A 24,654-nucleotide genomic window follows, 5' to 3' on the forward strand; every position below is an offset into this window, starting at 1 on the left:
GGCCCGGCGCGGCGCCAGCCTTGTCTAAGAGGCCTCGAGGACCAGGGCTACCAAGGGAGTCCCCACCGGGCCCGTGCCCGTTCTGAACCCATTAGGGCTACCAGGGAGCCGAAGCATCGGTCGTCATCACTCCGTACAAGGGCCGCAAGAAGCCGGAGTCCCAGAAGCGGGCGAACCGATCCCACGCCAAGCTCCGCGGACCCGGCGAACGAGCGAACGCCCAGCTCAAAAGCTGGAAGATCCTCCGGAAACTACGGTGCAGCCCCTGCAAGGCCGGCCATCTCGTCAAGGCCATCGCGGTCCTTCAGAACTACGAGGTCACCCGAGGATGAAAAAGGCTCACTGGTGATCTCCTGCTGGTGGTCGGTTGTGCGGACTTGGCCGCTGTCAAATGGTCGATGAGGAAGCTGGAGAGGTCTGTGTAAGCCTGGATCTCGTTGTCGCGGCGGGTGAAGCCGTGCCCTTCGTCCGGATAGATGTCGTAGCGGACGGGGGTGCCGCTCGCGCGTACCTCGGTGACGATTTGATCGGCTTCGTTCTGCGGCACACGCGGGTCCATGGCGCCTTGGATCACGAAGAGGGGGGAAGTGATCTGGTCGGCGTAGGTGATCGGTGATCTCTCACGCAAGAAGTCGGCGTCGCGATCTGGGTTACCGAGGACCGTATCAACGAAGCTACGCCAGGTCGGTGGGCAGTTTCGGGCGAAGGTCACGAGGTTCGCCGGACCGTAGAGTGAGACACCCGCGGCCCATGGGTGGTCCAGCCTGGAGAGGCAGGACAGCGCGGCGAAGCCTCCATAGGAACCGCCAGCGACGGCGACCCGGCGCGGGTCGGCCCAGTCTGTACTTTGCAGGTAACAGAGAGCCGCGGCGAAGTCTTCGAGGTCGATGCCGCCCCAGTCTCGGTAGATGCTCCGCTGGAAGGAAGTTCCGTAGCTGGAGGAACCGGACATCTGCGGGCTGAAGAGCGCGATGCGTCGCGTGGTGAGGAACTGGTAGAGGCCGGAGCGGGTGTAGTCGGGTCGTTCCTGGCCGTGGGGACCACCGTGGACCATCATCGCCACGGGGAACGGACCGTCACCCGGCGGCCGATAGAGCAGCGCGTCTATCCGGCGGCCATTCTCCGACGGATAGTTGACGACCTGCGGCTCGACGGGAGCGATTTTCAGCAGTCCGGGGGGACGACTGTCCGTCAGGTAGCGGAGGTCTCCCGTCTTCAGATCGATGACGGCGATCTCTGCTGGGCGGGTTGCGGCTTCGAGGATGAGGACGGCCGCGGCAGGGCGAGCGGGTGGAAGCAGCAGTGAGCTGATCACCCCCTTGGGAGTCTCCAGGGTCTCGGGCTCGAGGCCTTCGCGGGCCAGGCGTAGCGTTGATCTACCTCTTTCGTTCACCACCCAGAGCCTGTGACTGCCGCTCTCGGTGAAGTTCTCGACATCCCAGGGCTCGGTGACGATTGGAATGACGGTCTCGGGATCACTCAGCGAGACGAACCCGATCGCGCCGAACTCTCCGCCCCACATCGTGGTCCGCAGGTAGAAGCCGCTGGAGTCCTCGGCCCAGCCGAAAGGTTCGAAAAGAGAGGGTGTCGCTCCGAGTCTCAGTTCCTTGCCCTCGTCCGTCTACGAATGCAGGTCGGCGAGGACGCATCCCATGTCGGTCTGAGGGGGTATTTCGAGAGTGACGGTCCTGGTGTGGCCTGTTGTGCTGGTGAGGTTCCTGTTGCGTCCGTTGACTCTGTGTAGTTGGCGGGGTTTTCCTGAGTGGTATGACCGATCTCGAGTCCGGGGCCGTCCGGAGGTCCTATCTGAGTGATATCTCCGATGAGCGGTGGGTGCTGGTCGAGCCGGTGCTGACGGCCTGGAAGGCGAAGCATCCGTCGGTGTCGGGGCACTCGGGTGGCTACGCGATGCGGGAGATCGTGAACGCGATCTTGTATCAGTCGCGGACGGGTTGCCAGTGGGATCTGCTGCCGCATGACCTGCCGCCCCGGTCAGCGGCGTATTACTACTACGCGTTGTGGCGGGACGATGGGACCGCGCAGACGCTGCATGAGCTGATGCGGTGCCGGGTGCGGGAGGTCGCCGGCCGCGCTGAGGACCCGTCGGCGGTGGCGATGGATTCCCAGACGGTTCATGCCGCGGCCGGGGTTCCGGCCGAGACGACGGGGCTGGATCCGGGCAAGAAGTCGCGGGGCCGCAAGCGCGGGATCGCCGTCGACGTCCTCGGCCTGGTGATCGCCGTGTTCGTGACCGCGGCGTGCGTGCATGACAACCAAGTCGGGATCGAGCTGTTGAACCGGGTCGCGATCGACAACCCGTCAGTGAAGAAGGCGTGGGTGGACGCCGGGTTCAAGAACGCCGTCGCCGACCACGGCCGCACCTTGGGCATCGACGTCGTCACGACCAGCCCACCCATCGGCGCGTCCGGGTTCACCCCGGTGACGAAACGGTGGGTATCGGAGCAGACGTTCGGGACATTGATGCTCCACCGCCGCCTCGCCCGCGATTACGAGAAACGACCGGAAAGCAGCGAATCCCAGATCTACTGGGCTGGGATCGACCGGATGAGCCGCCGCTTGACTCGCACCACCAGCCGATGGCGTGACGATCTCCCGGCGCCGCTGCCGGGCCTGCTCGCCACGTGAACCTGTCATGAACCCCGGACCGCTCCTGCCCGAACTGCTTCCGGACGCCCTCGACGGTATGACCACCGCGGCCGACGCCGACGTCACAGCCCTGACGGCGCAGATCGCCGATCTCACGGCCCGGCTGGAGGAGGCCCGTGCCGTCCTGGCGCGGCTGGAGCACACCCGGCAGGCCCAAGAGGAGATCTCCGCCCGCCACCCAGTCGGCGCCCGCGACCCGCTCGGCTACGCCGAGATCCTCGACCTCCTCACCCGCACCCCGGACGGCATTCGCCCCAAAGAGGTCTGCCGCGCCCGCGGCCTCCCAGAAGAACACAAAACCATCGAAGGCATCCGGGCAAAACTCAAGCGCCTCGCCGGCCGCGACCTCGCACATGAGCCCCAACCAGGCCTCTTCGTCCCGAACAAGGTCACGGACTTACAGAAGACCCTCTAAGGCCTATCACACGCGGGCAGCGCCACCCGGCCGGAGGCAGTGCCGCCCTTCAACGTGTTGATCTTCGATCTAACTAATCAAGAGGCCGTCTATACGGATGGCTTACCACCTGACGCGCTTCCACGATTCCCATCTAGGTCGATCTCCGTGTTCGTTCCAGATCACGGCACCTGATTCGTAGTTACACCCGGCGATCGATATCACTCGATGGAGTCTCACAGGGATGGTGCGGTGGTGCCCTGCTGGAGTGAAATCGAGGTCCAGTTTGGTCTGGTCGAGTCCAGTGATCGTCCCGTAGAGAACATGACGACCTGGCTCGCTCGGAGTTCCGGTTTCCACCTCGATTTCAACATCGACGTTGAAGTTCAAGGCCTCCAAGAGCGCCACCAGCTCCCGGGCCCCCGAGTCCGGGGCACCAGCTGGTGGCGACCATCGGTTCCCTCTCCTCCAACCCTCTGCGCTCGCTTCCACCAGGCGATCCGTACCTGCCGCCTTAGCCTTGGCGAGGTTTTCCGAAACTTTCGAGGAGTATTCAGCTCTGGCCGCCATGACGCCTGCGGAAGGGCTGGCATTCGGTCCGTCTGCTGCCGAGTCCCCGGGCAGGTAGGGGTAAGCGAGGCGGAGGAGCTCGTCTACTGACTCAGAACTCGGGTTTCCTTTGATCTCAGCCCCTGCTACGACGCGTGCAGGGCATTCGTCGGGAACTGGCAGCGCCGCGGCGTGCTCCGCTGCAAGCCGGGGAACGGCCAGCACGACAGCCCAAGCAGGACTCGATTGAAGGAACCCGATCTCGATTGGACGCGCGATGTCAGGTACAGGTGCACCGAGCTGTGGGAAAGCCGCCAGATAGGCAAGGTCAGCATCGCGATCATGCGTGAGAGGCCATCCCCTCACCAACAGGAGCTGGCGACCGCCCTCAGCTTCTGCTGCTCCCACCGCCTCTGCCTCTACTTCGTCCAGCCATTTGCCGACAGTCGTCTCCCATAGGGCGAGAAACTCGTCATCGGCCCAGGCAGCCGGTGAGCTGTGCCCCGACCAGGAGGTCAGCGCCGGCTCGGGAAGAGCCGAAACATCATGCACGCTCTTCCCGCGATAGTGCGATCTTGCGGCTTTCACTGCGAGCTTTCGGGCCACCCCTGGGGCGGCGCCGCTCATCCGAGCCGCTTTCCAGGTGCTGAGAACGAGTTCGAGGACGTCGTAGTCTCTTCGATAGGCGGCGGTATCCGCAGTGATCGTCGCGAGTCTCTTACTCTCTTCTCGATGATCTTTTCGTCCGGCGACGCGGCCGCATGCGGCCGAGTAGAGGCTCGCAACGGCTGGTTCCAAGGCCGATTTCCGGTAAGCCTCGAGTGTTCGTGTCCAATCTTCATCGATCCGAGCCCAGCACTCGAGGATCGATCGGCGATCGTCTTCTAGATCCCCGTGGAGCTGCGCGCACTCCAGTTCGGCCATGCCGCCAGCGTCTGACTCGCGGGATCGATCGTCAACGGCCCTGGCGTAGCCGAGCCAGGACGCCTCTACCATCGCATCCTGAAGACCCAGAAGCCGGAGCCGGGAAGCCGCCACCAAGTGCGCGGATCGCCAGACAAGATCCTGGTCATCTCGCATGCCGATGTGACCACGGCACCGAGCGCAGGCTCGATCGAAGACTGCGAGCAGGCCCGCCTCTTCGCCTCCTTCCTCGGGCGCGTGCGTGCAGCTGCTCATCGATCTCCTGGGCACCGCAATGTGGACCTTCTGCCCGGGCTTCTGCGAAACACGAACTGTCAACCGCTGCAGTCCTGGAAGGACGATCCCAGCGGCATCCAGACTGGCGATGGTCATCCCTGCATCTCCCAAGCGCATAGCCCGATCATCTGCCCAGATGGATGCGAACGGGGCAACGTTCGATCTTCTGTGATCCAGGCGTGAACAGCCACGCAGTGGACCCTAGACAAACCGTTCCCCTGAAGCACCAGCGAGCGAGCTTGCTCCCGGACTCCGCCAACCCTTCTGAAACTGCGGGCCCTCGCGAAGTTCAGGGCTCCGCGGCCGCCGGGACCAGGCGTATCGAAGATCATGTGTCGCCATGTGTCGCTGCTGAGGTTAAGCTCCGCCTTCGGGAACCAAGAAAACGCATCCGCTCGGCCTCGGAACGTAATGTCCGCAGGGTAGAGGTGTAATGAGGGCCTGGTCTAGGGTGCGGATTGTCGAGGTTGGGCCTACGCGACCGTAAGGTCCTGTGCGATCCATCACCCGCTGGTCTACGTCACGCGCGGACGGCGGCCGTACGCGGTCGCCACGTTTCCCGCACCCGGTTGATGAGGTGACGGGCAAGCCCTGACGCGCCGCTCGTTGGGGTCGGCAGGCTGTCGCCCGAGGACCTGGGCGATGCGACGGAAGGGGGACACCATGGATTCCGGGGGTGGGCGGGACGGGGGTGTGCGCGCTCGCGGGCGCAAGGGATGGGGGCTGTTTCTGGGGGCGGGCTCGTGGCCGTGTCTCTGCTCGTGGGGTGGGGGTGGTGTCGGTGGTCCGGGCTGTTCCGGACTGGCTGTTCCGGACTACCGGACGGCGTCTCTCGTGGACGCCTCGGTGTCCGGGTGACCAAGACCGAGGGTGCCAGGAAGAAGCCGATGAGCCTTCTGGGATGAAGTTTCGGGGAATGAGGGGAGATCGGAGATAAGTGGCGGGGGGCGAACTAGGATCTTGGGGGGAGACGGCTAGGTGGGGAGCGGTGCGTGGAGGGTGAGAAGGCTGTGGAGCCGGTGGATCTGACGACTCCCAATGTCGCCCGGATGTACGACTTCTACCTGGGAGGCAAGGACCACTTCGCCGCTGATCGGGAGGCGGCCGAGCAGATTCTGCGGATCGCGCCGTTCACACCGCGGCTGGCCGCGCAGAACCGGGCGTTCCTGCGGCGGTCGGTGCGGTTCCTGTCGGCGCGGGGGATCCGGCAGTTCCTGGACCTCGGGGCCGGGCTGCCCACCCGCGGGAACGTGCACGAGATCGTCCATGGGGTCGATCCGGGGGCGCGGGTCGTCTACGTGGACAACGATCCGGTCGTCGTGGCGCACGGGCGGGCGATCCTGGAGAGCGACGACACGCTCGTCCGCGTGATCAAGGCGGATCTGCGAGAGCCCGGGCCGCTGCTGGCCCATCCCGGGGTGCTCGATCTCATCGATCTCGACCAGCCGGTCGGGCTGCTCATGAACTCGGTCCTGCACTGCCTCGCCGACGACGAGGGCCCGGATGAGATCGTCGACAGCCTGCTCGCGGCGCTCGCTCCCGGCAGCTATCTGGTCATCTCGCACGTCACCGGAGACGACCAGCTCACCTCCGCCTCGGCCGAGGTGTACCGCGGCACCACGACCGGGATAGCGCACCGCTCCGCCGAGCAGGTCGGGCGGTTCTTCGCCGGGCTCGACCTGCTGGAGCCGGGGGTGGTCCCGCTGTCGGGCTGGCGTCCCGAGACCGAGCCGGGAGCCGACTGGGCCGACCGCGGCCCGGACGACGAACTCGACCGGTACTACCTGTGCGGCGTCGGCCGCAAGCCCGTCGCCACGCCCCGTCCGCTGCTGTCCAGGCCGGAGGAGGCCGACCCGCTGGGCCCGCTCAGCCTGCCCAGCGGCGACACCGTCACCCTCGCGACCCGGCACGCCGACGTGCAGCAGGTGCTGGCCGATCCCGCCTTCACCCGCGAGCTGTACCGGCACGCGGGCTCGCCCCGGCTCGTCGCCGGCACCGACATCAACGACGACCGCGACTCACTGCTCAACATGGACGGCCCGCGGCACTCACGGCTGCGCCGGATCGTGGCGAAGACGTTCACGCCCAAGCGGATCGAGAGCTGGCGCCCGCGGGTCGAGGAGATCGCCCACCGGCTCGTCGACGACATGATCTCCGCCGGCTCCCCCGCCGACCTGGTCGAGGCCCTCACCTTCCCGCTGCCGGTGACGGTCATCAGCGAACTGCTCGGCGTCCCCGCGAAGGACGCCCCCCGCTTCCGCGCCTGGGCCGACTCCTCGCTGTCGACCGCCACGTCCTCCGCCGGTGAGCGCGCCACCGCGGTCCGCGAGTTCCTCGACTACATCGCCGGGTTCGTCGCGATCCGCACGGAGGAGCCCGGCGACGCCCTCATCGACCTGCTCATCCAGGCCCGCGACGAGGACGGCTCCCTCACCGAGGGCGAACTCGTCAGCCTCGTCAAGAACATGGTCACCGCGGGGCACGAGACCACCGCCAAGACCCTCGCCGCGGGCGTCTTCACCATGCTCGCCCAGCCCGGCCTCTACGCCGCCCTCGTGCGGGACCCGTCCCGGATCCCCGCGGCCGTCGAGGAGATGCTCCGCTACTGCATGCCCGCCGAGATGGCCATGCCCCGGCTCGCCACCTGCCCCGTCGCCCTTCACTCCGGGCCGATCGAGCAGGGCCACGCCGTCGTGCCCGCGCTCGCCGCCGCCAACCGGGACCCGCGGACCTTCCCCGACCCCGACTCCTTCGTCATCGACCGGCCGGAGAACCCGCACGTGTCCTTCGGCCACGGCCCCCACTTCTGCCTGGGCGCCGGCCTCGCCCGCATGGAGATGCAGGCCGCACTCGCCGAACTCGTCCGGCGCCTCCCCGGCCTCTCCCTCACCCATCCCTCCCGCGACGTCACCTGGACGTCGAAGGGCCTCGTCCGAGGCCCGGAGGAACTCTCCGTCACCTGGTGAACGCCCCTCACGGGCCGACGAAGACACCGGGCTCGTGGCACATGGCCAGGAAAGGCGAATGATAATCTGAAGGGGATTCGAGTAGTTCGGTCTTCATGACACGAGGACGGCTCAGTGGGTGATGTTGATTCCCTGTTCGGATGGCACATCTACGACACGACACCTCTTCTTCCCGAGGGGTGGCGGGAAGAAATCGTCGCGATCGCCCTCGGGAATGCGCATGACCGCAACATCGTTCCTCGCTCGGTCTCCTCGCGTGAAGGATCGGACGTCACGGAGCTACCGGTCTCGACGGTGAACGGCGAGACGGTGCGGGCGCTGGCTCCGTGGCTGTTCGAGCTCTACGAGAACGAGTTCAGGGAACTCGCGTCGCGCATTTCACCCGAACCCGTCTCGACGGCGACGAGGGACAAGATCGGCGTCAATCTCAATGTGCAGCGCGGCACTTCCATGCGCTACGAGGCGCATGTCGACACGAATCCGATCCAGGGCTTGCTCTACGCGACGACCCTCCCTCCCGGCGCCGGGGGCGAGCTCGTCCTGGCCCGCGACCTCGACGCCGCCTGCATCGAGGACATCGAGCGCCACCCCACGGTCATCCATCCGACCGCCGGTCATCTGCTGCTCTTCGACGCGCGCCGCCACCCCCACTACGTGCGGAGCCTGGCGAGTGAGGACGGGCTGAGAGTCGTCGCCACCATGTGCTTCTTCACTCCGTCCAGTCCCGAGTCGGCCCGCCCCACCGACATGGACGATCATCTCTACGGCGATGGCTGACGTCCGGAGCGGTCCGTGAGCATCAACGTCCTCCTCCAGGTCGCCTCGCTCGCGTCGGTTGCCAGTGCGCTGGTGTTCGGCGGGTTGCAGAATCTGTATGTCGCACGCCAGTACAAGGAGATCACCGTTCAGACCAGGGCGGCCTCGGAGACCTTGGAGCAAGCGGCTTACCAGTCGTTGCTCACCAGGCACAACGACGCGCGCATGATCTTCTTCAAAGACGATCCCGAACTGCTCGAATGGCACTTCGCGACGCGCGGTTACAGCACTTCGTCGCACGAGCGCAACAAGATGAAGCTCTACGCGCTGACCAAGTTCGACATGCACGAGGCGAACTATCTGAGCTACAGGTCCGGGCAGCTCCCCGAGGACATCTGGACCGCCTGGTACCGGGTCCTGGAGGTCGACTTCACGATTCCGGAGTTCCTGGAGATGTGGACGGAGGCGTCGGACAAATACGCACCCTCGTTCGGCGCGTTCATTCGCGACTCCATTCTTCCGCCGCCACCTCCACCTCCACCTCCTCCACCTCCTCCACCTCCACTGTCTCCTCCCCCGTTCCCGCCTCCACCTCCGCCGCCGATCCGGATGTGAGGTCCTCACCCGTCAAACGGAGAGGTCGTGGTGGTCGTAGGGGGTGCCGGTGATGCCGGAGCGGCGGGCCAGGGTGGTGGCCTGGCGGAGGGCCCGTTCCTGCCAGGGGTCGCCGTGGCGGGCCCGGCGCCTGGCTCTGCGGGCGGCGCCGGGAAGGCGGTCGGTGACGTCGCGGGCGCGGGCGTTGAGGTGGGCGAGGGCCTCCGCGGCGCGCTGCCAGGGCTGGAGCCGGATCCGCGCCAGAGGTGAGGACCGGAGCAGGGCGCGGACCAGGGACTCGCCGGTGAGCGCGGACACCAGGGCGATCACCGGGGTGAGCGCGTGGATCTGGAGTCGGCGGAGCAGCGGCCTGCGGGTGAGGACGTGGTCGCAGGCGGCGTCGACCATGGTCGCGGTCCAGGGGGTGGGGCCGCCCGCGGTGAGGATCATGTGGTGGGCCATGTGCAGGGCGTCGGCCGACGTGCGGGGGACGAGCTCGTCCGGGACTCCCATCAGGTGGGCGATGTAGGACCAGTACATGAGGACGGCGTCCAGGTCGGCCGGGGTGCGGCGGCGGCCGTGCGCATGGTCGAAGAGGATCGGCAGGAGGGCGAAGGTGACGGCGGCGCCCATGGTCATGGAGGCGGAGATCGGGTTGCCGTGCCGGGCGAAGTGCTCCTGTCCCCAGGCCAGGCGGAGCGCGTAGCGGGCCTGGGCGTGCATGAGGCGGACCCGGACGATGCTCTCGAACACCGGCGAGCGCCGTTCGGCGGCACCGGGACGGGTGACCTGGTAGAACCACGCCACCGTCTCCAGTTCGCGGCGGCGGAAGTCCGCCAGGAAGCGGCGGGTCTGGCCGGTGGCGGCGGAGACCTCGGCGCCGACGAAGGTGCCCATCGCGTCGCTGAGCATCATCGTGAGCTTGCCGGCGAGCGAGGCGTTGATCCACAGCCGGCGGCCCCGCTCCCAGACGGCGGCGTCGAACCAGTCGGGCGGTGCCTCCAGCTGGGCGAACAGGTCCACCAGTGCCTGCGGGGCGCCGGGGACGGTGTCCACGCCCCAGGCGAGGGCCTGCTCGAACATGCGGCGGCCGCGGGCCATGCCGATCTCGCTGAACGCCCGCACCACGGCGTCCATGAGCTCGTCGCCCTGCCAGCGATGGTCGTCGAAGAGCCGGTTCATGGGGGTGGGGACGGGCTCGTCGAGGACCTGGAGCCAGGGGGAGAACAGCCGATGGTGCGGCTTGGTGAGCCACAGCGGCGAGGGGACCGCCGCCTCCGGTCCCGGCCTCAGGGCCATGCCCTCGCGGTAGTAGTAGTCGAAGGGATGGTCGTGGACGGGGGCCGCGGGAGATGCGGTCGTCGACATGCGCGCTCCAGGAGGTGCCTGCTGTCAGGGGTGTGGTCGGATGGAGAGACTTACAGGGAGCGTGCGATGAGCTCCTTCATGAGCTCGTTGGCGCCGCCGTAGACGCGCTGGACGCGGGCGTCGGCGGCCATCCGGGTGATGGGGTAGTCCCACATGTAGCCGTAGCCGCCGAAGAGCTGCTGGCAACGGTCGACGATCTGGCACTGCAGATCGGTGAGCCACCACTTCGCCATGGACGCCGTGGCCGTGTCGAGGGCGCCGTCGAGGTGCCGGGCGACGCAGTCGTCGAGGAAGACGCGTCCCGCGCGGGCGAGGGTCGCGCACTCGGCCAGTTCGAAGCGGGTGTTCTGGAGGTCGAACAGGGTGCCGCCGAACGCCCTGCGCTGCCGGGAGTACTCGACGGCCAGCTCCACGGCGCGCTCGATGGAGGCGACGGCGATCGTCGCGATGCACAGGCGTTCCTGCGGGAGCTGCTCCATCATGTGGGCGAAGCCCCGGCCGACCTCGCCCAGGACGGCGCCGGCCGGCAGGCGCATCTGGTCGAAGTGCAGCTCGGCGGTGTCGGAGGTGTGCTGGCCGAGCTTGCGCAGGGTGCGGCCGCGGTGGAAGCCCTGGCCGTCCCGGACGTCGGCGATCAGGAGCGTGACGCCCTTGGCCCCCGCGTCCGGGTCGGTCTTCGCGGCGAGGACGACCAGATCGGCGGAGCCGCCGTTGCTGATGAAGGTCTTGGTGCCGGTGACCAGGTAGTCGTCGCCGTCGCGGACGGCCTGGGTGGTGAGGGCCTTCAGATCGGAGCCCGCGCCCGGCTCGGTCATCGCGATCGCGGCGACGGCCTCGCCGGAGGCCAGGGCGGGCAGGCACCGGTTCTTCTGCTGCTCGGTGCCGTAGGCCAGCAGGTAGTGGGCGACGATCCCGCTCTGGACCGTGTTGCCCCAGCCGAGTTCGAGCGCGCGGGCCTGCTCCTCGATCACGACGAGGTCGTGGGCGATCGTCCCTCCCCCGCCTCCGTACTGTTCGGGGACCGCGCAGCACAGCAGGCCGAGATCACCCGCTTTGCGCCAGAAGTCGCGGTCGATGTGCCGCTGCTCCTCCCAGCGTTCGCGGTGCGGGACGGCCTCGGTCTCCAGGAACTTGCGGGCGGTCGCGCGCAGGAGCCGCAGGTCGGGGCCGGACGACCAGGGCGGCTCCGCCGCGGGACCTGGGGTTGCGGGCATGGTGCGGATCCTTTCGAGGGGTGCCGGGCGGTCAGGACTGCCAGAGGCCGGTTCCGGCGGGCGAGCTCATGAGCACCCAGGCGCGGAGAGCGAGCATGTAGTCGAGGGCCTGGTCGGGGTCGTGCAGGGACGGCCCGAAGATCGCTTCGAGCTGGCGCACCCGGTACCGGACGGTCTGGGTGTGGACGTGCAGCCGGTCGGCGACGACCGGGGTGGCGAAGCAGCACTCGAAGGAGGCGAGCAGGGTGTGCAGCAGGACGGCCCGTTTGCGTCGCGGCTGGTCGGCGATCGGGGCGAGCCGCCGTTCGGCCAGGCGCCGGGTCAGTTCCGGGTCGCCCATGATGGCCAGGTCGGGGACGTGGTCCATCGACCGGACGGGCAGGTCCACGGTGACGGCCCCGGATCCGGCCAGATCGAGGGTCTGCCGGGCGATGCGCAGGGACACCGGCGCCTGGAGCGGGCCGACGGTCGGCCCGATCGCCGCCGGCCGGCCGTCGAGCATCTTGCCGAACAGCTCACGCCGGCCGGGGCCGTCGGGGTCGGGAAGGATGAGGAAGTGACGGCTCGGATGGGCCAGCACGTCGGGCGGCACGCGCAGCGTGGCCGAGCCAGGGCTGGTGCAGAGGGCGACGGCCGCGAGCCCGCGCGGCAGCGGCCATCGCGCCTGGTCGGCGGTGCGGCGCAGCCGGGCCGGGTCGACACCGGGCCGCAGCAGGAGTTCCAGCAGTTTGCGGTGGTGGGCCGGGGGCTCGGCGTTCGAGGCGGCCAGGTAGCCGGTCGTGGTCGCCTCCTTGAGGTCGGCCGCGACGTCCAGGACGCGCTGCATCAGCCGTCCGACGGCGTGCGGATCGGCCGGGGCGCCAGCCTCCAGGAGCCGCCGGATCAGGAGTTCGACGGCCGTCCCGGTGGCGGCCTGCTGGCAGCGGTGGACGTCGCTCAGGGGGATGCCGTCGTTCGCGCTGCGCGCCCCCATCCGCTGGAACAGCGCGAGCGCCCAGGCGCCGCCGTGCGGTGCGGGGTCGAGAAGACCGCTGATCGCCTCGCGCAGGGCGTGCCGCAGGCCCGGCGGGACGGTCCAGGTCAGTGCCGCCTGATCCACGGCGGCGTCGGCGATCTCCGGGGCGGTGGATTCGAGCGAGGTCAGGGCGCGGGATCGGATGAGGGTGTCGGTCACGATGGATGTCCTCCTCCACAGAGGGCCGAAGGCGGAGCGGGCCCGCCACTGTTCGTGATGCGGCCTCGCAGGCGGGCCGCCCGCGGATCGACCCGGTCCGCGGGCGGCCCTGGAGGGAGGCCCGTCAGGGCTTGTAGGGGTCGAGGATGTCGAAGAAGTTGGCCTTGCCCGCGGCGAAGCGGGCGTCGTCGTCGGCGTAGATGCCGTTGAACTCCGTGGGCTGGTAGAGCTTCAGCAGCTTCGCCCTGCCGCCGCCCTCGCCGGAGGCGTCGAGGATGGCGTTGGCGGCCTTGCGGCCCGCCTCGTTGGCGCCCTCCATGGTGGCGAGGTTGATGTCGGCGCGGACGTAGTCGGCGGCCAGGAACAGGTTCGGGATGGCCGTCGCGGACTCGGGCCGGTAGTTCCACGAGCTGGGCTTGTTGATGAGCAGCGGCTCGTCGTTGGCGACCTGCGGGGTGCCCGCGCCGGTGATGGCGGGGTCGATGAAGGTGGAGTGGATGTTGAGGTCGTTGAGGACCAGCGGCCCCCACGGGATGGCCTTGCGGAGCTGCGCCAGGACCTCCTTGATGATCTGGTCGGGGGTGCAGTCCTTCGCGGCCTTGCCGTAGAGGATGCCGGGGACGTCCCAGGCGGACAGGTCGATCGACAGGCAGTCGCGGACGTCGCCCTTGCCGTAGGTGTTCGCGAAGTTCTTCGGCCAGAACTGGGCCTGGTTGATCGAGGTGAGCGCCCAGGGCTGGCCCGCGTAGGCGACGTGGCCCTTGCTCAGGTTGATCGGCGACCTCAGGTAGACCATGATCCCGTTCATCCAGTCGGTCGTGAGGTTCGACAGGATGCGCAGGTTGGGGTCGGCGGCGAGGATGTCGTTGTTGAGCAGCGGCAGCGCCCGCTCGATCGGGACGGCCAGCACATAGTGGTCGGCCTGCACGCCTACGGTCCCACCGGCGCCCGTCACCTTCGCGCCGCTGATCTGCCCGCCGGCCATGCTCAGCTCGGTGAGGGTCGCGCCCATCTGGAAGTTCACGCCGAGGCTCTTGAGGTGGTCGACCCACGGCTCGATGAGCGCCTCGTTGGTGGGGGCGTTGAGCACCTGGTCGGGGGCGCCGTAGCCGCCGAGGCCGAGCGTGGCGTAGACCCAGGCCTCGGCCATCAGGCCCATGGTGTGGGCGTTGGCCTTGTCGGCCTTAGCCGCGACCAGGGTGCTGGTGAACATGTCGACGAGCAGCTCGTTGTACTGCTTGGACTTGCCTTCGACCTTGACGTACTGGGCGAAGCTCATGTTCTCCCACTGCTTCAGCCGCCGCTGCTTCCCGCTGGTGACGAAGACGATCATCTTCTCCAGGAAGTAGGCGACCTCCCACGCCGGGACGTTCGCGACCACCGAGACGGCCGTCTGCAGGAAGGTCAGCAGCGAGTCGGGGCTCAGCGTTCCGATGATGCTGCCTCGCGCGGGCAGCACCAGCTTCGTGCCGTTGTAGAACGCCACCTCCTCGCTGCCCTTGACGAGGTTGTCCTTCAGGGTGCCGCCGCCGGGCCGCGGGACGCGCGACATCGTCTCCGGCAGGTTCTGGTAGAAGCCGGGGAAGAACCGGAAGCCGTGCTCGGCGGGCAGGTCCTTGCGCCCGCCGGACGCCGAGTTCGGCACGGGGAAGCTGCGGCACTTGCCGCCCCAGGCCTTCCGCTCGTAGATCGTGACCTGGTAGCCGCGCTCGGCCAGTTCGTGGGCGACGGTCAGGCCGCCCATGCCGCCGCCGAACACGGCGACCTTCTTGCCCGCGGCGGCCTTGCCCGACCGGCGGGAGGCGGCCGAGGCCGGGCTCGACGAGCCGAAGCCGACCGCGGCCGCGGCACCGGCGGTCGCCAGCGCGCCCGTGACGAAGCCACGGCGGCCGATGGTCTCTCTGCCGTCATCCGGAGTTGCGGACGGGGGGTTGTGCTCCTCCATGACGCTCCTCTAAGAGGGGGTGGACGCAACCGACACGCTCGTCGGTTAACGGCCCCAACTATGAAGAGCCGACCGCAGGGCGTCAAGGGCCTGAGGCGAGCAAATGGGACAGAATTTTCCAACTGTCTCGCCGCAGGTTCCTGCGTGCGGAGAGGCCTATAGGCCCCTACCAGTGGATATTTGGAAATCGTCGCCGTCGCCCGGCTGGAAATCGGGTGCCAAAATCTTCGGTGCGGGCCCTGTCGGCCCGCTCGACCATCTGCTACGGTCCGGTTACCGACATGAACGTCGGTTATTGCCTGGTCAGGAAGGCGGTGCGAGAACGGGCAGGAGCACGCCCTCCAGCAGGGCGTCCAGGTCGCCCGGCGGCGGAGCCAGGAGCAGGACCATGAAGGTCCGCAGCAGCCAGTGGGCCAGCACCTGCGGATCCTGGCGGCGGATACCGCCGGAGTCCATGAGCGACTGGTAGAGCGGCGCGAGCATCTCCGCCCCCTGGTCGAGCATGGGGCCGGCGTGGAAGCTGACGGCGCGGCCGACGAAGTCCGGCTCGTCGCGCATCACCTTGGCGATGATGGGGCTGGCCCAGGCACCGCGCAGCAGCGCGGCCAGCGGCCTCAGCACCACGTCGGGGCCGGTCGTGGTGGCGAAGATCTCCGGGAGCGCGTCGTAGAAGGCGTGCAGCTCCTTGGACAGCAGCAGCCAGGCCGCGTTCTCCACCGAGGTGAGCTGCCGGTAGACGGTGCTGCGCGAGACGCCCATCTCGCGGGAGATGTCGACCATCGACGTACGCGACAGGCCGTGCCGGGCCAGGCAGACGCCGGCGGCGTCCAGGAACGGCCACAGCTCGGGCCCCGGCGGGGGCGGCAGCCGTTCGGCGAGGCCGGGCAGCGGCCGGGGGGTCTCGGAGCTCACGTTCACATTCTGCACGCCCCGCCCCCGCCGGTCAGCGGAAGATCAGCCGGGCGGCCGTCGCGATGTGGTCACGCGTCTCGGCGGGGGTGGTGCGGGTCGCGGTGAGGTCGAGAAGGCAGGCCAGCAGGACGTGGCCGAGGGTGAAGGCCTTGCCCTCGGTGTCCGTCCAGGTGGGGTCGTCGAGGATGGTGCGGACCAGGCCGGTGAAGACCTCGCGCCAGACGGCCAGGCCGTCGCCGCTGAGGTCGGGTGAGCTGACCGCGCTGATTCCGGCGCTGAGCAGGGCGATCTCGTCTGCGGCCCAGGTGATGACGTCCTGGAATCCGGCGCTGACCCGGTCCGCCACGGTCCCGGTGTAGGCGGCGGCGGCCAGCTCGGCCATGGTCTGGACCGACCATTCGATCATCATGTGGTGCAGCAGGTGGTCCTTGGAGGGGAAGTAGCGGTAGACGGTCGCGGGCGTGGTGCCCGCGACGGCCGCGACCTGCCGGATGGTGGCGGCCTGGTATCCGCCCTCTCGGGCGAGGGCCCGCACCGCGTCGAGGATCTGGTCCCGCCGTACCCTCTCCTGCGCCGTCAGCCGCCGGTTGAGGCTGATGATGGTGCGGCCGTTCTCCACGGCGGGCAGCGGATGCGTCACGACGGCAGGACCCTTCCCTCGAACTATCACTTGGACTATAACGTGTTATATGCAGCTTCCCGAAAGCGACGTTCCGCACAGGATCCGGGTCTTCCAGGTGGCGACCGGCAATGTCGGGGCGGAGATGGTCAAGCGGATCGGCCGGCATCCGGATCTCGAGCTCGTCGGCCTGCACTGCTACTCGGCGGACAAGATCGGCCGGGACGCCGGTGAGATCGTCGGGCTGCCCGCGGTGGGCGTCACGGCCACCGGGACGGTCGAGGAGATCATCGCCGCCGCGCCCGACTGCGTGACCTTCCACGGCGTCTTCCCCGACCTCGGCCTCTACGAGCGGGTGCTGGAGGCCGGCATCAACATCGTCACCACGGCGGACTGGGTCACCGGCCACCACCGCGACGCCAACCACCGGCACCCGTCGGGCCGCACCGAGTCGGAGATCCTCGCGGACGCCTGCCGCCGGGGCGGCTCGACCTTCTACGGCACCGGCATGAACCCCGGCCTGGCGCAGATCCTCACCATCGTGCACGCGACCGACGTCGCCGACATCGAGAAGGTGACGTGCGTCGAGTCGGTCGACGTCTCCTGCCACCACTCCGTCGACACCTGGAAGGCCGTCGGCTTCGGCCTGCCCGTGGACGCACCCGAGCTGCCCGGCATGGTCGAGCAGTACACCCGCGTCTTCGAGGACGGGGTGCGGCTGATCGCCGACTGCCTCGGGCTGCCCCTCGACGAGGTCCGGTTCACCTACGAGTTCGGCGCCTGCACCAAGGACGTCGACCTCGGCTGGTACCGGCTGCCGCAGGGCTCGCTCGGCGGCTGCGTGCTGAAGTACCTCGGCGTCTCCGGCGGGACGACCCGGATCGAGATGCGGCTGGAATGGCAGATGACGCCGTCCACCGAGCCGCGCTGGGACGTCCAGGGCTGCTACATCACCCAGATCGACGGCGATCCGTGCATCTACAGCAAGCACCTGATCTTCCCCAGGCCGGGCACCGACTTCTCCTCGCCCGAGGCGTTCGCCTCCGTCGGCATGACCGTCACGGGGCTGCCCGCGCTCAACGCCGTCCGGGCCGTCGTCGCCGCGCCGCCCGGCCTCGTCACCGCCGCCGACCTCCCGCTGCGCGCGTTCGGCGGCCGCTTCGCCGGGGAGCCGTCGTGAGCCGCTACCCCTTCCCCGCCGTCCCGGACGGCTGGTTCGCCGTCGCCGCCTCCGAGGACCTGGTCACCGGCGAGGTCACCACGCTCCACTATCTCGACCGGGAGCTCGTCGCCTTCCGCGGGGAGGACGGCGGGGCCCGGGTCTTCGACGCCCACTGCCCCCACCTCGGCGCCCATCTGGGCGTCGGCGGGCGCGTCTGCGGCGACGGGATCGTGTGCCCCTTCCACGGCTGGCGGTTCGACGGCGACGGGCTCCTCGCCGAGGTCCCCCGGCTCGACCGCCGCCCGCCCCGGGTCTCGGCCGGGACCTGGCCGGTGTGCGAGCTCAACGGCAGGCTCTTCGTCTGGCACCATGCCGGGGGCGCCCCGCCGGCCTACGCGCTGCCGCACTACCGGAGCGAGGGTGCCTGGACGCCCTGGCGCGTCGACACCTACCGGGTCCGCGTCCACGTCCAGGAGCTGACGGAGAACATCATCGACCGGTCGCACTTCTACGCCGTGCACGACATGGTGCCCCCGGACGACGACGTGTTCGAGGTGACCTTCACCGACCATGTGATGACCGTCGACCAGAACATCAAGGTCACCGCGCTGGCCGACACCGGATACGAGGTCCGCACCCGCACCACCGTCTGCGGCCCGGGCGCCGTGGCCGTCGAGGTGCGCGAGGGCTCCCTCGACATGCTCACCTACATCACCCAGACGCCCGTCGACGCCGAGATCAGCGAGATCACCATCTGCTTCTCGATGGCCGCCCTCGAGGACGCCGCCTTCACCGCGAGCGTCGCCGAGCTCAACGCCAAGGTCACGAACCTCCAGTTCACGCAGGATGTTCCCCTCTGGGAGAACAAGATCTACCGTGATCGTCCGCGCCTGACCGCGGTCGACGGCCCGATCGCCGCCTACCGCCGCTGGTTCGACCGCTTCTACTCCGCGCCCGGCGCCTCCTGAACGGCGTCAGTGGTTCCAGAGGCCGCACCTGTGGTCGGCGGCGAAGGCCGTGGAGGGGGCGGGCCCTGCGAGTTCACTTTCGCGATTCACCGGGGGGCGAGTTCGGAGGTGATGAAGGCGGCTAGGCGGGTGATGCCGGTCTCGATCTCCTGGTGGGTGAGGTAGCTGGTGGAGAGGCGGATCATGTGGGTGCCGCCGCCGCCGGGGTGGAAGTAGGACATCGGGGTCCAGATGACCTGGTGTTCGCGGGCCGAGCGGGAGAGGGCGGCGTCGTCGGCGGGGAAGGGGACGGTCAGGGTCAGGAAGAAGCCGCCCTCGGGGGTGCTCCAGGAGAGGCCGAGGTCCGCGCGGACGTCCGCGGGGAAGGTCAGCTCCAGGCAGTGGAGCGTGTGGCGGGTGGCGTCGCCGTAGTAGGCGGCGGCCTCGCGGTTGAGGTCGCTGATCCGCCCCTCGGACGCCAGGAGCGCGCCGGCGACCGCCGCCTGGCTCAGCGGGGAGGTGTTGACCGTGATCATGCTCTTGATCTTGGCGAGCTCGTCCGCGAGCAGGACGGTGCCGCCGGGGGTGGCGACCTCCTGGTCGGCGACCGCGAAGCCGAGACGGGCGCCGGGGAAGATCGTCTTGGAGTAGGAGCCGAACATGACGACCCGGTGCGCGCGGTCCAGGGACTTGAGGGTCGGGACCCGGGTGCCGGGGCCGAGCAGCCGGTACGGGCTGTCCTCGAGGATCAGGAAGTCGTAGCGGTCGGCCAGGTCCAGGAGTTCGAAACGGGTGCGCAGCGGCATCGTCGCGCCGGACGGATTGGAGTGGTCGGGCACGACGTAGAGGGCCTTGGGACGGCGGCCCCTCGCCCGTTCCGCGAGGATCGCCGCCTCCAGCGCCTCGACGGACAGGCCGTCCGTGTGCTCCTCGACGGCCGTCAGCCCGATGTCCAGCAGGCGGGCCGCGCCGGTGATCCCCACGTAGCAGGGGCTCGAGACCATGAGCACGTCGGACGGTCCCGTGAACAGCGCCCGCAGCGCGAGGAACATGGCCTCCTGGCAGCCGACGGTGACCACGATCGACCCGGGGGCGACCTCGATCTGCTCGTCGGCCCAGAGCGAGTGCGCGATCAGTTCCCGGATCCGTCCCGCGGCCGGGCCGTACTGGAAGACCTCCTCCCGCACCTGGGCGGGGGTGGCGCCGCGGGCCGCCACATGGTCGAGATAGCCGCGGATGTAGCCGAAGATCTGCTCGGTGTCGAAGAAACCGTCGTAGGGACGGCCGGGAGCGAAGGAGATCGCGTCCGGATGCCGCAGCGTGATCTCGTTGAGGAAGTTCATCGTGTCGAGCACGGGATCGGCGACGCTGGCGTGGAGGTCGGCTCGCGTCAGCCCGCCCCCGCGGACGGCGGGCGTGATCTCCCGGACCGCCGCGGGCGCCGCTCCGACGAGGGCGGGCGCCGCCTCGGTCACCGCTCCGACACCGGCCAGCGCCATCGTCTCGCGCAGGTCGTCCAGGAGAAGGGAGAGCACGCCGCGGACCCCCGCCGCGCCCTCGGCCGCCAGCCCGTGCAGGACCGGTCGGCCCAGCAGGACCGCGTCGGCGCCGAGCGCCAGCGCGGCCAGGACGTCGCGGCCGCGCCGGATCCCGCCGTCGAGCAGGACCGGGGTCCGTCCGGCCAGGGCCGCGGCGATACCGGGAAGCGCCTCCACCCCGGCCGCGACGCCGCCGAGCCGCCGTCCGACCTGGTTGGAGACGATGATCCCGTCCATGCCCGACTCGGCCGCGAGCACGGCGTCGTCCGGGCTCATCACGCCCATCAGCAGCAGGGGCAGCGGGCTGACCGAGCACAGGCGTTCCACGGCCGACCAGTCGAGCGCGGGATCGTCGGCCGCCAGCACGAGCGCCTCGTATCCGGCGTCCTCGGCGCGGCCCATGAGCTCGCGGACCGCCTCGCGGTCGCGCAGCAGCGAAAGCCGGAGCCAGAGCGGGGTGCCGCCCGACCGCTCCACGATCTCCTCGGCCGTCCGGCCGGCGGGCGACGACACCACCAGGGGCAGGGTCCCGACGGCCGCGGCGCCGGCGGCGGCGGACATCTCGGGCTCGGGGTGGACGCCGTCCGGGACGGCGGGCGGGGCGAGACAGACCGGGGCGGTCCAGGTCCGGCCGAGGATCTTGACCTCGGTCTGCGGACTCTCCACCCCCGCCAGCACCGACGGCCGCAGCCGGAGCCGCTCGAACGCCTCCAGGTTGGTCGCGGTGGTGGCCTCGTCCCCCTGGAGTAAGTCCCAGACCCGGCCGTCGAGCCGCTTCCTGGCGAGCGTGGCGTAGTCGGCGACCGTGCGCGCTGATTCCACGGCGCACCCCCGTTCCCCTGGAACCCTGACGGACAAGAGGGGACCATTCAGCCATCATCCGGCCTGTCAGGACAACCTCCGCCTGGACGGGTCGTTCCGGACACCTGTTCAACTGCGTCCACGGCATGGTCGAACGCGCGCGGTCCTCGCCTCCGGCACGCCCTGACGCCCGCAATTCATTTGACGGTTCAACCTATTCGGCGTCCAAAAAGGCGGACGCCATTCGGGGTGGGCAAATAACGCGAGAAATGTGACCATTTGATCGCACGCTCCGCCCCCGTGGCCCAATGGCAGAGGCAGACCCCTTAAAAGGGTCACCGTGTCGGTTCGAATCCGACCGGGGGTACCTGTCCGCCGGTACATGAGAATTCTCTGAGAATGCCCGGGCCTCCACGGCCCGGGCCCCCGGACGGCCTCAGCCGGTCTCCGCGAATTTGAGCTCCACCCGGGCCTCGAACTCCGACCAGAGCAGGGCGAGATCGCCGGCCAGGTCGGCGACGATGGGACTGCAGTGGGCGGGGACGCTCTCGATGAGCTCGTCCCAGACATCGGAGATCGCCGCGTGCAGGGCGAGCAGCTGCAACAGCGCCCGCCCCTTCTCGTTGGACCTCAGCGAGGGGTCGGCCATCAGCCGCTCCACCACCGCGTTCCGGCTCCGTGTCGTGCCCCGGCCCAGCGGAACGGCCTTGGCGTCGGGCTCGGGGCGGCCGCCGGACGCGCCCTGCTCACGGGTCCGCGCGCCCGCCCGCTCCCACGGCCGGAGCGGGTCCTCGCCGCGCAGGAGCCTGTTCCTGACGTCGCGGGCGGTCTCCGGGGAGATGCCGGCCTCCCGTGCGATGCGCCGCAGGGAGTAGCCGGGATTCGCTCTGATGATCTCCGCGGCGCGGCCGCGTCCCACCGCTCCGTTGATCGGCCTGACCCGGCCGTCCTGGCCGACGCGGCTCTCCGCCGCCGCGGCCGCGCCGCCGGCCCGCGCCCGCGCCTCGGCCACCGTCGCCGCCGAGAGACCGGCGACCGAGGCGATCATCCGGTCCGACCAGCGCGGATGCGACGCGATGATGCACTCGGCCGCGCGTCTGCGATCGGCCATGGTCAGCGGCAGTCCATGGGTCACGTTCTCCCGGACGGCCAGCACGAACGCGTCCGGCTCGGGGCCGTCGAAGAACACCGCGGAGATCGTCGCGCGGCCCATCGCCGCGGCGGCCCTGAGCCGGTGACGGCCGTCGATGACCCTCATGGTCGGCCGGTGCACGACGATCGGCGGCCACGCGGCACCGGCCGCTGTCAAGGCCGCGACATGGTCGTCGTCCTCGCCGCCGCTCCGCGGCGAGCCCGCCGTGGAGAGCGCTCCGATCTCGACCTCTGTCACCGGCTGATCCTCGACGGCGATGCCGTGGGGTTCCAACTCCAGCTCCTCACCACCGGCGAGACTTCCGAACGATCTTGTAGCGAAACGCTAACATTCAAGATCGCGACCCTCCACCCCCAGTTGCCCCCTAGGCGCACCCCTACCGTCGCCGGACCTGTGCACGCGCCCAACCCCGCCCGCGGGCTGACCAGGCTCCGGACGCCGACGCCTGGTCCCGGAGCCCCGGACAACTGAAATGAATTCACGTCCGGCGAGATCATTGGGCCCCCGACCAATTAGACGGATGCGGAAACCCCGGGACGATGCCACCATTCCGGTTATGCGCCCCCCATGGGACCGGGGCGCGGTGTCCAACCGCCGAATTCCATCACTTGGACGCAGCGGTTGATCGGTACGGCCCTCCCCCGGGGTGCGGGGAGCCGCCGAATCAAGGAATGGTCGAACGAGGAGCGATAATGGGGATGTCGGTCGAGAAACGACTGGAAGCCTTCTTCCGGGAAGAACCTGTGATGGTCCCGATCGGCCTGCTCCGGCATGCCGACTCGCCCCGGCTCAACGGGGAGAGCGCGGAGCACATCCGGGCGCTCGCCGAGGCCGACGCGGATCTCCCGCCCATTCTCGTGCACCGCGAGACGATGCGCGTCATCGACGGCATGCACCGGCTGCAGGCGGCCATCATGAACGGCCGCACCGAGATCAGGGTGCAGTACTTCGACGGCGCCGTTCCCGATGCCTTCGTGGCCGGGGTCAGGGCCAACATCTCCCACGGCCTGCCTTTATCCCTCGCCGACCGCGAGGCCTCGGCGGAGCGCATCCTCAGGACGCATCCGCAGTGGTCGGACCGGGCCATCGCCGAGGCCGCGGGGCTCGCCTCCACCACGGTCGCCCGCATCCGCAGCCACTCGGCCGACGCCGCCGCGCAGCAGGACGTCAGGGTCGGCCGGGACGGGCGCAGCCGCCCGATCAACGCCGCGGCCGGGCGCAGGCTGGCCGGGGAGCTGTTCGCGACCCGTCCCGGTGCCTCGCTCCGGGAGATCGCCGAGCTGGCCGGCATCTCCCCCGCGACCGCCATGGACGTGCGCGACCGGCTGGCCCGGGGTGACGACCCCGTTCCCGCCAAGCTCACGCTGGCGGAGCGGAAGGACGACGCGGCCCCTCCGACGGTGGGCAGGCTGAGACCGAACAAGCAGGCCCCCGACCCGGAGGTGATCCTGCAGAAGCTCCAGCGGGATCCGTCCCTGCGGCTGAACGACAACGGGCGGCTGCTGCTGCGCTGGCTCAACTCCCGCTCGCTGAGCTCCCGCGACTGGGCGGGCCTCGAGCCCCAGATCCCGGCGCACTGCGTCCCCCTGATCGCCGAGCTGGCCCTCGGGCTCGCCGAGGAGTGGGCGCAGCTCGCGGACGCCCTGAAACGACGCGCCCACAGCGAGTCGGCCTAGGCTGCGACTCCCCGGGACCGGACTGGAGTTCCGTCAGCCGGTCTCGGGGATGTTGAGCTCGACGCCGGTCGCGAGGTCCGTCCAGAGCCGGGCGAAGTCCCCGGCCAGGTAGGCGACGACGGGACCGCAGTGCACCGGGACGCTGTCGATGAGGTCGTCCCAGGCGTCGGCGGTGGCCGTGTGGAGGGCGAGCAGGCGCAGCAGATCGCGCCCCTTCTCGCTGAACCGCAGCGACGGGTCGGCCTTCAGCCGTTCCACCACCGCGGTCCAGTCCCGCCCGGGGGTCCGGCCGGCCGGTGGCCCGACGGTCTCGACGGGCGGCCGGGGCGGCGCCACCGCCTCGTCCCGCACGGCCGATCCCCCGCGCCGTGCCGGGACCGGGTCCTCCCCGCGCAGGAGCCGGTTCTTCACGTCCCGCGCGGTCTCCGGCGAGATGCCCGCCTCCCGCGCGATCTGGCGCAGCGAATAGTCCGGGTTCGCCCTGATGATCTCGCCCGCTCTGCGGCGCCGCTCGGCTCCGGTGACCGGGCGCACCCGGCCGTCCCTGCCGACGCGGCTCTCCTCCCGGCCGGAGTCTCCGCTCCGCGCGCGCAGCTCGGCGACGGTCCCCGCCGAGATCCCGGAGACCGACGCGATCATCCGGTCGGACCAGTGCGGGTGCGACGCGACGATGCGCTCCGCGGCGTGCTTGCGGTCCGCCAGCGCCAGCGGGAGGCCGTGCGCGACGTTGACCCTGACGGCCAGCACGAAGGCCTCGGCCTCGTCGCCGTCGAAGAACCGCGCCTCGATCACTGTCCTGCCGAGGAGCAGCGCGGCGCGCAACCGGTGCCGGCCGTCGATGACGCGCATCGTCGCCCGGTGCACGAGGATCGGCGGCAGCGTGACGTCCACCCCGAGGAGCGCCGCCACATGGTCGGGGTCCTCGCCCGTGCTGCGGGGCGAGCCCTCCACCGACAGTGACCCGATCTCCACCTCGACGACCGGCTGCCGTTCGAGGTCCACCATGCCGGGCTCCAACG

Annotated in this window: 19 protein-coding genes, 1 tRNA gene and 1 pseudogene; 10 read left to right on the forward strand and 11 right to left on the reverse strand. The window is 69.5% G+C overall.

Features of this window, described 5'->3' with window-relative positions; translation table 11 throughout:
• Positions 1-95: 95 nt before the first annotated feature.
• Positions 96-332: pseudogene (locus tag ABD785_RS35170) on the forward strand (transposase family protein); the annotation flags it as partial.
• Here the strand turns inward: ABD785_RS35170 and ABD785_RS35175 are convergent.
• A complete protein-coding gene (locus ABD785_RS35175; RefSeq protein WP_344837304.1) occupies positions 311-1,522 on the reverse strand; it encodes an alpha/beta hydrolase family protein in 1,212 nt (403 codons plus the stop codon). The pseudogene ABD785_RS35170 and the gene ABD785_RS35175 sit on opposite strands and share 22 nt — an antisense overlap.
• Positions 1,523-1,767: 245 nt before the next feature.
• Here ABD785_RS35175 and ABD785_RS35180 point away from each other — a divergent pair, with 245 nt between their 5' ends.
• Both ABD785_RS35180 and ABD785_RS35185 read left to right on the forward strand, forming a co-directional pair.
• On the forward strand, positions 1,768-2,646 hold the full coding sequence (locus ABD785_RS35180) for an IS5 family transposase (protein ID WP_344837309.1): 879 nt from the start codon (positions 1,768-1,770) through the stop codon (positions 2,644-2,646).
• Between the two features lie 7 nt (positions 2,647-2,653).
• A complete protein-coding gene (locus ABD785_RS35185; RefSeq protein WP_344837312.1) occupies positions 2,654-3,082 on the forward strand; it encodes a hypothetical protein in 429 nt (142 codons plus the stop codon).
• Between the two features lie 102 nt (positions 3,083-3,184).
• On the opposite strand, the gene ABD785_RS35190 is transcribed toward ABD785_RS35185, so the two are convergent.
• Entirely contained in the window at positions 3,185-4,906 is a 1,722-nt protein-coding gene (locus tag ABD785_RS35190) for a hypothetical protein (protein WP_344837315.1), read from the reverse strand.
• 896 nt (positions 4,907-5,802) lie between these two features.
• Here ABD785_RS35190 and ABD785_RS35195 point away from each other — a divergent pair.
• The 3 genes from ABD785_RS35195 (at position 5,803) to ABD785_RS35205 (ending at position 9,147) form a co-directional block, all read left to right on the forward strand.
• On the forward strand, positions 5,803-7,776 hold the full coding sequence (locus ABD785_RS35195; RefSeq protein ID WP_344837320.1) for a cytochrome P450: 1,974 nt from the start codon (positions 5,803-5,805) through the stop codon (positions 7,774-7,776).
• Positions 7,777-7,890: 114 nt separating this feature from the next.
• Positions 7,891-8,553, forward strand: coding sequence for a 2OG-Fe(II) oxygenase (locus ABD785_RS35200; protein WP_344837323.1), 663 nt, complete (start codon positions 7,891-7,893; stop codon positions 8,551-8,553).
• A gap of 15 nt (positions 8,554-8,568) precedes the next feature.
• Positions 8,569-9,147 (forward strand): hypothetical protein, encoded by a 579-nt coding sequence (locus ABD785_RS35205; RefSeq protein WP_344837325.1) that lies wholly within the window; start codon positions 8,569-8,571, stop codon positions 9,145-9,147.
• A 12-nt stretch (positions 9,148-9,159) separates the two neighbouring features.
• On the opposite strand, the gene ABD785_RS35210 is transcribed toward ABD785_RS35205, so the two are convergent.
• The 6 genes from ABD785_RS35210 to ABD785_RS35235 all read right to left on the reverse strand — a co-directional run bounded on the left by ABD785_RS35210 (position 9,160) and on the right by ABD785_RS35235 (position 16,379).
• Positions 9,160-10,494 carry an oxygenase MpaB family protein gene (locus ABD785_RS35210; protein ID WP_344837328.1) on the reverse strand — a complete coding sequence of 445 codons (1,335 nt, stop codon included), beginning with the start codon at positions 10,492-10,494 and terminating at the stop codon, positions 9,160-9,162.
• 50 nt (positions 10,495-10,544) lie between these two features.
• Positions 10,545-11,708 carry an acyl-CoA dehydrogenase family protein gene (locus ABD785_RS35215; RefSeq protein ID WP_344837331.1) on the reverse strand — a complete coding sequence of 388 codons (1,164 nt, stop codon included), beginning with the start codon at positions 11,706-11,708 and terminating at the stop codon, positions 10,545-10,547.
• A gap of 31 nt (positions 11,709-11,739) precedes the next feature.
• Positions 11,740-12,882: a PucR family transcriptional regulator gene (locus tag ABD785_RS35220; protein WP_344837334.1), complete on the reverse strand. Its 1,143-nt coding sequence runs from the start codon at positions 12,880-12,882 to the stop codon at positions 11,740-11,742.
• A gap of 124 nt (positions 12,883-13,006) precedes the next feature.
• On the reverse strand, positions 13,007-14,827 hold the full coding sequence (locus tag ABD785_RS35225; protein ID WP_344837336.1) for a hydroxysqualene dehydroxylase: 1,821 nt from the start codon (positions 14,825-14,827) through the stop codon (positions 13,007-13,009).
• Between the two features lie 303 nt (positions 14,828-15,130).
• The gene (locus ABD785_RS35230; RefSeq protein WP_344837338.1) at positions 15,131-15,739 is read right to left on the reverse strand and encodes a TetR/AcrR family transcriptional regulator; all 609 of its coding nucleotides are present in this window, start codon (positions 15,737-15,739) and stop codon (positions 15,131-15,133) included.
• A gap of 31 nt (positions 15,740-15,770) precedes the next feature.
• Complete coding sequence (locus ABD785_RS35235) at positions 15,771-16,379, reverse strand: TetR/AcrR family transcriptional regulator (protein WP_344837342.1); 609 nt, start codon at positions 16,377-16,379, stop codon at positions 15,771-15,773.
• 49 nt (positions 16,380-16,428) lie between these two features.
• On the opposite strand from ABD785_RS35235, the gene ABD785_RS35240 reads away from it, so the two are divergent.
• Both ABD785_RS35240 and ABD785_RS35245 read left to right on the forward strand, forming a co-directional pair.
• Positions 16,429-17,538: an NAD(P)H-dependent amine dehydrogenase family protein gene (locus ABD785_RS35240; protein WP_344837344.1), complete on the forward strand. Its 1,110-nt coding sequence runs from the start codon at positions 16,429-16,431 to the stop codon at positions 17,536-17,538.
• Positions 17,535-18,488 carry a Rieske 2Fe-2S domain-containing protein gene (locus ABD785_RS35245; RefSeq protein WP_344837345.1) on the forward strand — a complete coding sequence of 318 codons (954 nt, stop codon included), beginning with the start codon at positions 17,535-17,537 and terminating at the stop codon, positions 18,486-18,488. Before ABD785_RS35240 ends, ABD785_RS35245 begins: the two co-directional genes overlap by 4 nt.
• 86 nt (positions 18,489-18,574) lie before the next feature.
• Here ABD785_RS35245 and ABD785_RS35250 read toward each other — a convergent pair whose 3' ends face one another.
• A complete protein-coding gene (locus ABD785_RS35250; RefSeq protein ID WP_344837348.1) occupies positions 18,575-20,827 on the reverse strand; it encodes an aminotransferase class I/II-fold pyridoxal phosphate-dependent enzyme in 2,253 nt (750 codons plus the stop codon).
• A 273-nt stretch (positions 20,828-21,100) separates the two neighbouring features.
• On the opposite strand from ABD785_RS35250, the gene ABD785_RS35255 reads away from it, so the two are divergent.
• Positions 21,101-21,173: transfer RNA gene (locus ABD785_RS35255), tRNA-Leu, on the forward strand.
• A gap of 69 nt (positions 21,174-21,242) precedes the next feature.
• On the opposite strand, the gene ABD785_RS35260 is transcribed toward ABD785_RS35255, so the two are convergent.
• Entirely contained in the window at positions 21,243-22,232 is a 990-nt protein-coding gene (locus ABD785_RS35260; RefSeq protein WP_344837351.1) for a ParB/RepB/Spo0J family partition protein, read from the reverse strand.
• A gap of 473 nt (positions 22,233-22,705) precedes the next feature.
• Here ABD785_RS35260 and ABD785_RS35265 point away from each other — a divergent pair, with 473 nt between their 5' ends.
• Positions 22,706-23,635: a ParB/RepB/Spo0J family partition protein gene (locus ABD785_RS35265; RefSeq protein ID WP_344837353.1), complete on the forward strand. Its 930-nt coding sequence runs from the start codon at positions 22,706-22,708 to the stop codon at positions 23,633-23,635.
• Between the two features lie 33 nt (positions 23,636-23,668).
• Here ABD785_RS35265 and ABD785_RS35270 read toward each other — a convergent pair whose 3' ends face one another.
• Positions 23,669-24,640: a ParB/RepB/Spo0J family partition protein gene (locus ABD785_RS35270; protein ID WP_344837355.1), complete on the reverse strand. Its 972-nt coding sequence runs from the start codon at positions 24,638-24,640 to the stop codon at positions 23,669-23,671.
• Positions 24,641-24,654 lie beyond the last annotated feature (14 nt).

The sequence above is a fragment of the Actinocorallia longicatena genome, from assembly GCF_039534125.1.
Classification (GTDB): Bacteria; Actinomycetota; Actinomycetes; order Streptosporangiales; family Streptosporangiaceae; genus Actinocorallia; species Actinocorallia longicatena.

Bases quoted from the DNA above. Each gene is read 5' to 3' on its own strand.
- ABD785_RS35270 (WP_344837355.1), bottom strand. From the start codon at position 24,640: ATGGTGGACCTCGAACGGCAGCCGGTCGTCGAGGTGGAGATCGGGTCA.
- ABD785_RS35265 (WP_344837353.1), top strand. From the start codon at position 22,706: ATGGTCCCGATCGGCCTGCTCCGGCATGCCGACTCGCCCCGGCTCAAC.
- ABD785_RS35215 (WP_344837331.1), bottom strand. From the start codon at position 11,708: ATGCCCGCAACCCCAGGTCCCGCGGCGGAGCCGCCCTGGTCGTCCGGC.
- ABD785_RS35210 (WP_344837328.1), bottom strand. From the start codon at position 10,494: ATGTCGACGACCGCATCTCCCGCGGCCCCCGTCCACGACCATCCCTTC.
- ABD785_RS35190 (WP_344837315.1), bottom strand. From the start codon at position 4,906: ATGACCATCGCCAGTCTGGATGCCGCTGGGATCGTCCTTCCAGGACTG.
- ABD785_RS35225 (WP_344837336.1), bottom strand. From the start codon at position 14,827: ATGGAGGAGCACAACCCCCCGTCCGCAACTCCGGATGACGGCAGAGAG.
- ABD785_RS35180 (WP_344837309.1), top strand. From the start codon at position 1,768: ATGACCGATCTCGAGTCCGGGGCCGTCCGGAGGTCCTATCTGAGTGAT.
- ABD785_RS35175 (WP_344837304.1), bottom strand. From the start codon at position 1,522: ATGTGGGGCGGAGAGTTCGGCGCGATCGGGTTCGTCTCGCTGAGTGAT.
- ABD785_RS35185 (WP_344837312.1), top strand. From the start codon at position 2,654: ATGAACCCCGGACCGCTCCTGCCCGAACTGCTTCCGGACGCCCTCGAC.
- ABD785_RS35240 (WP_344837344.1), top strand. From the start codon at position 16,429: ATGCAGCTTCCCGAAAGCGACGTTCCGCACAGGATCCGGGTCTTCCAG.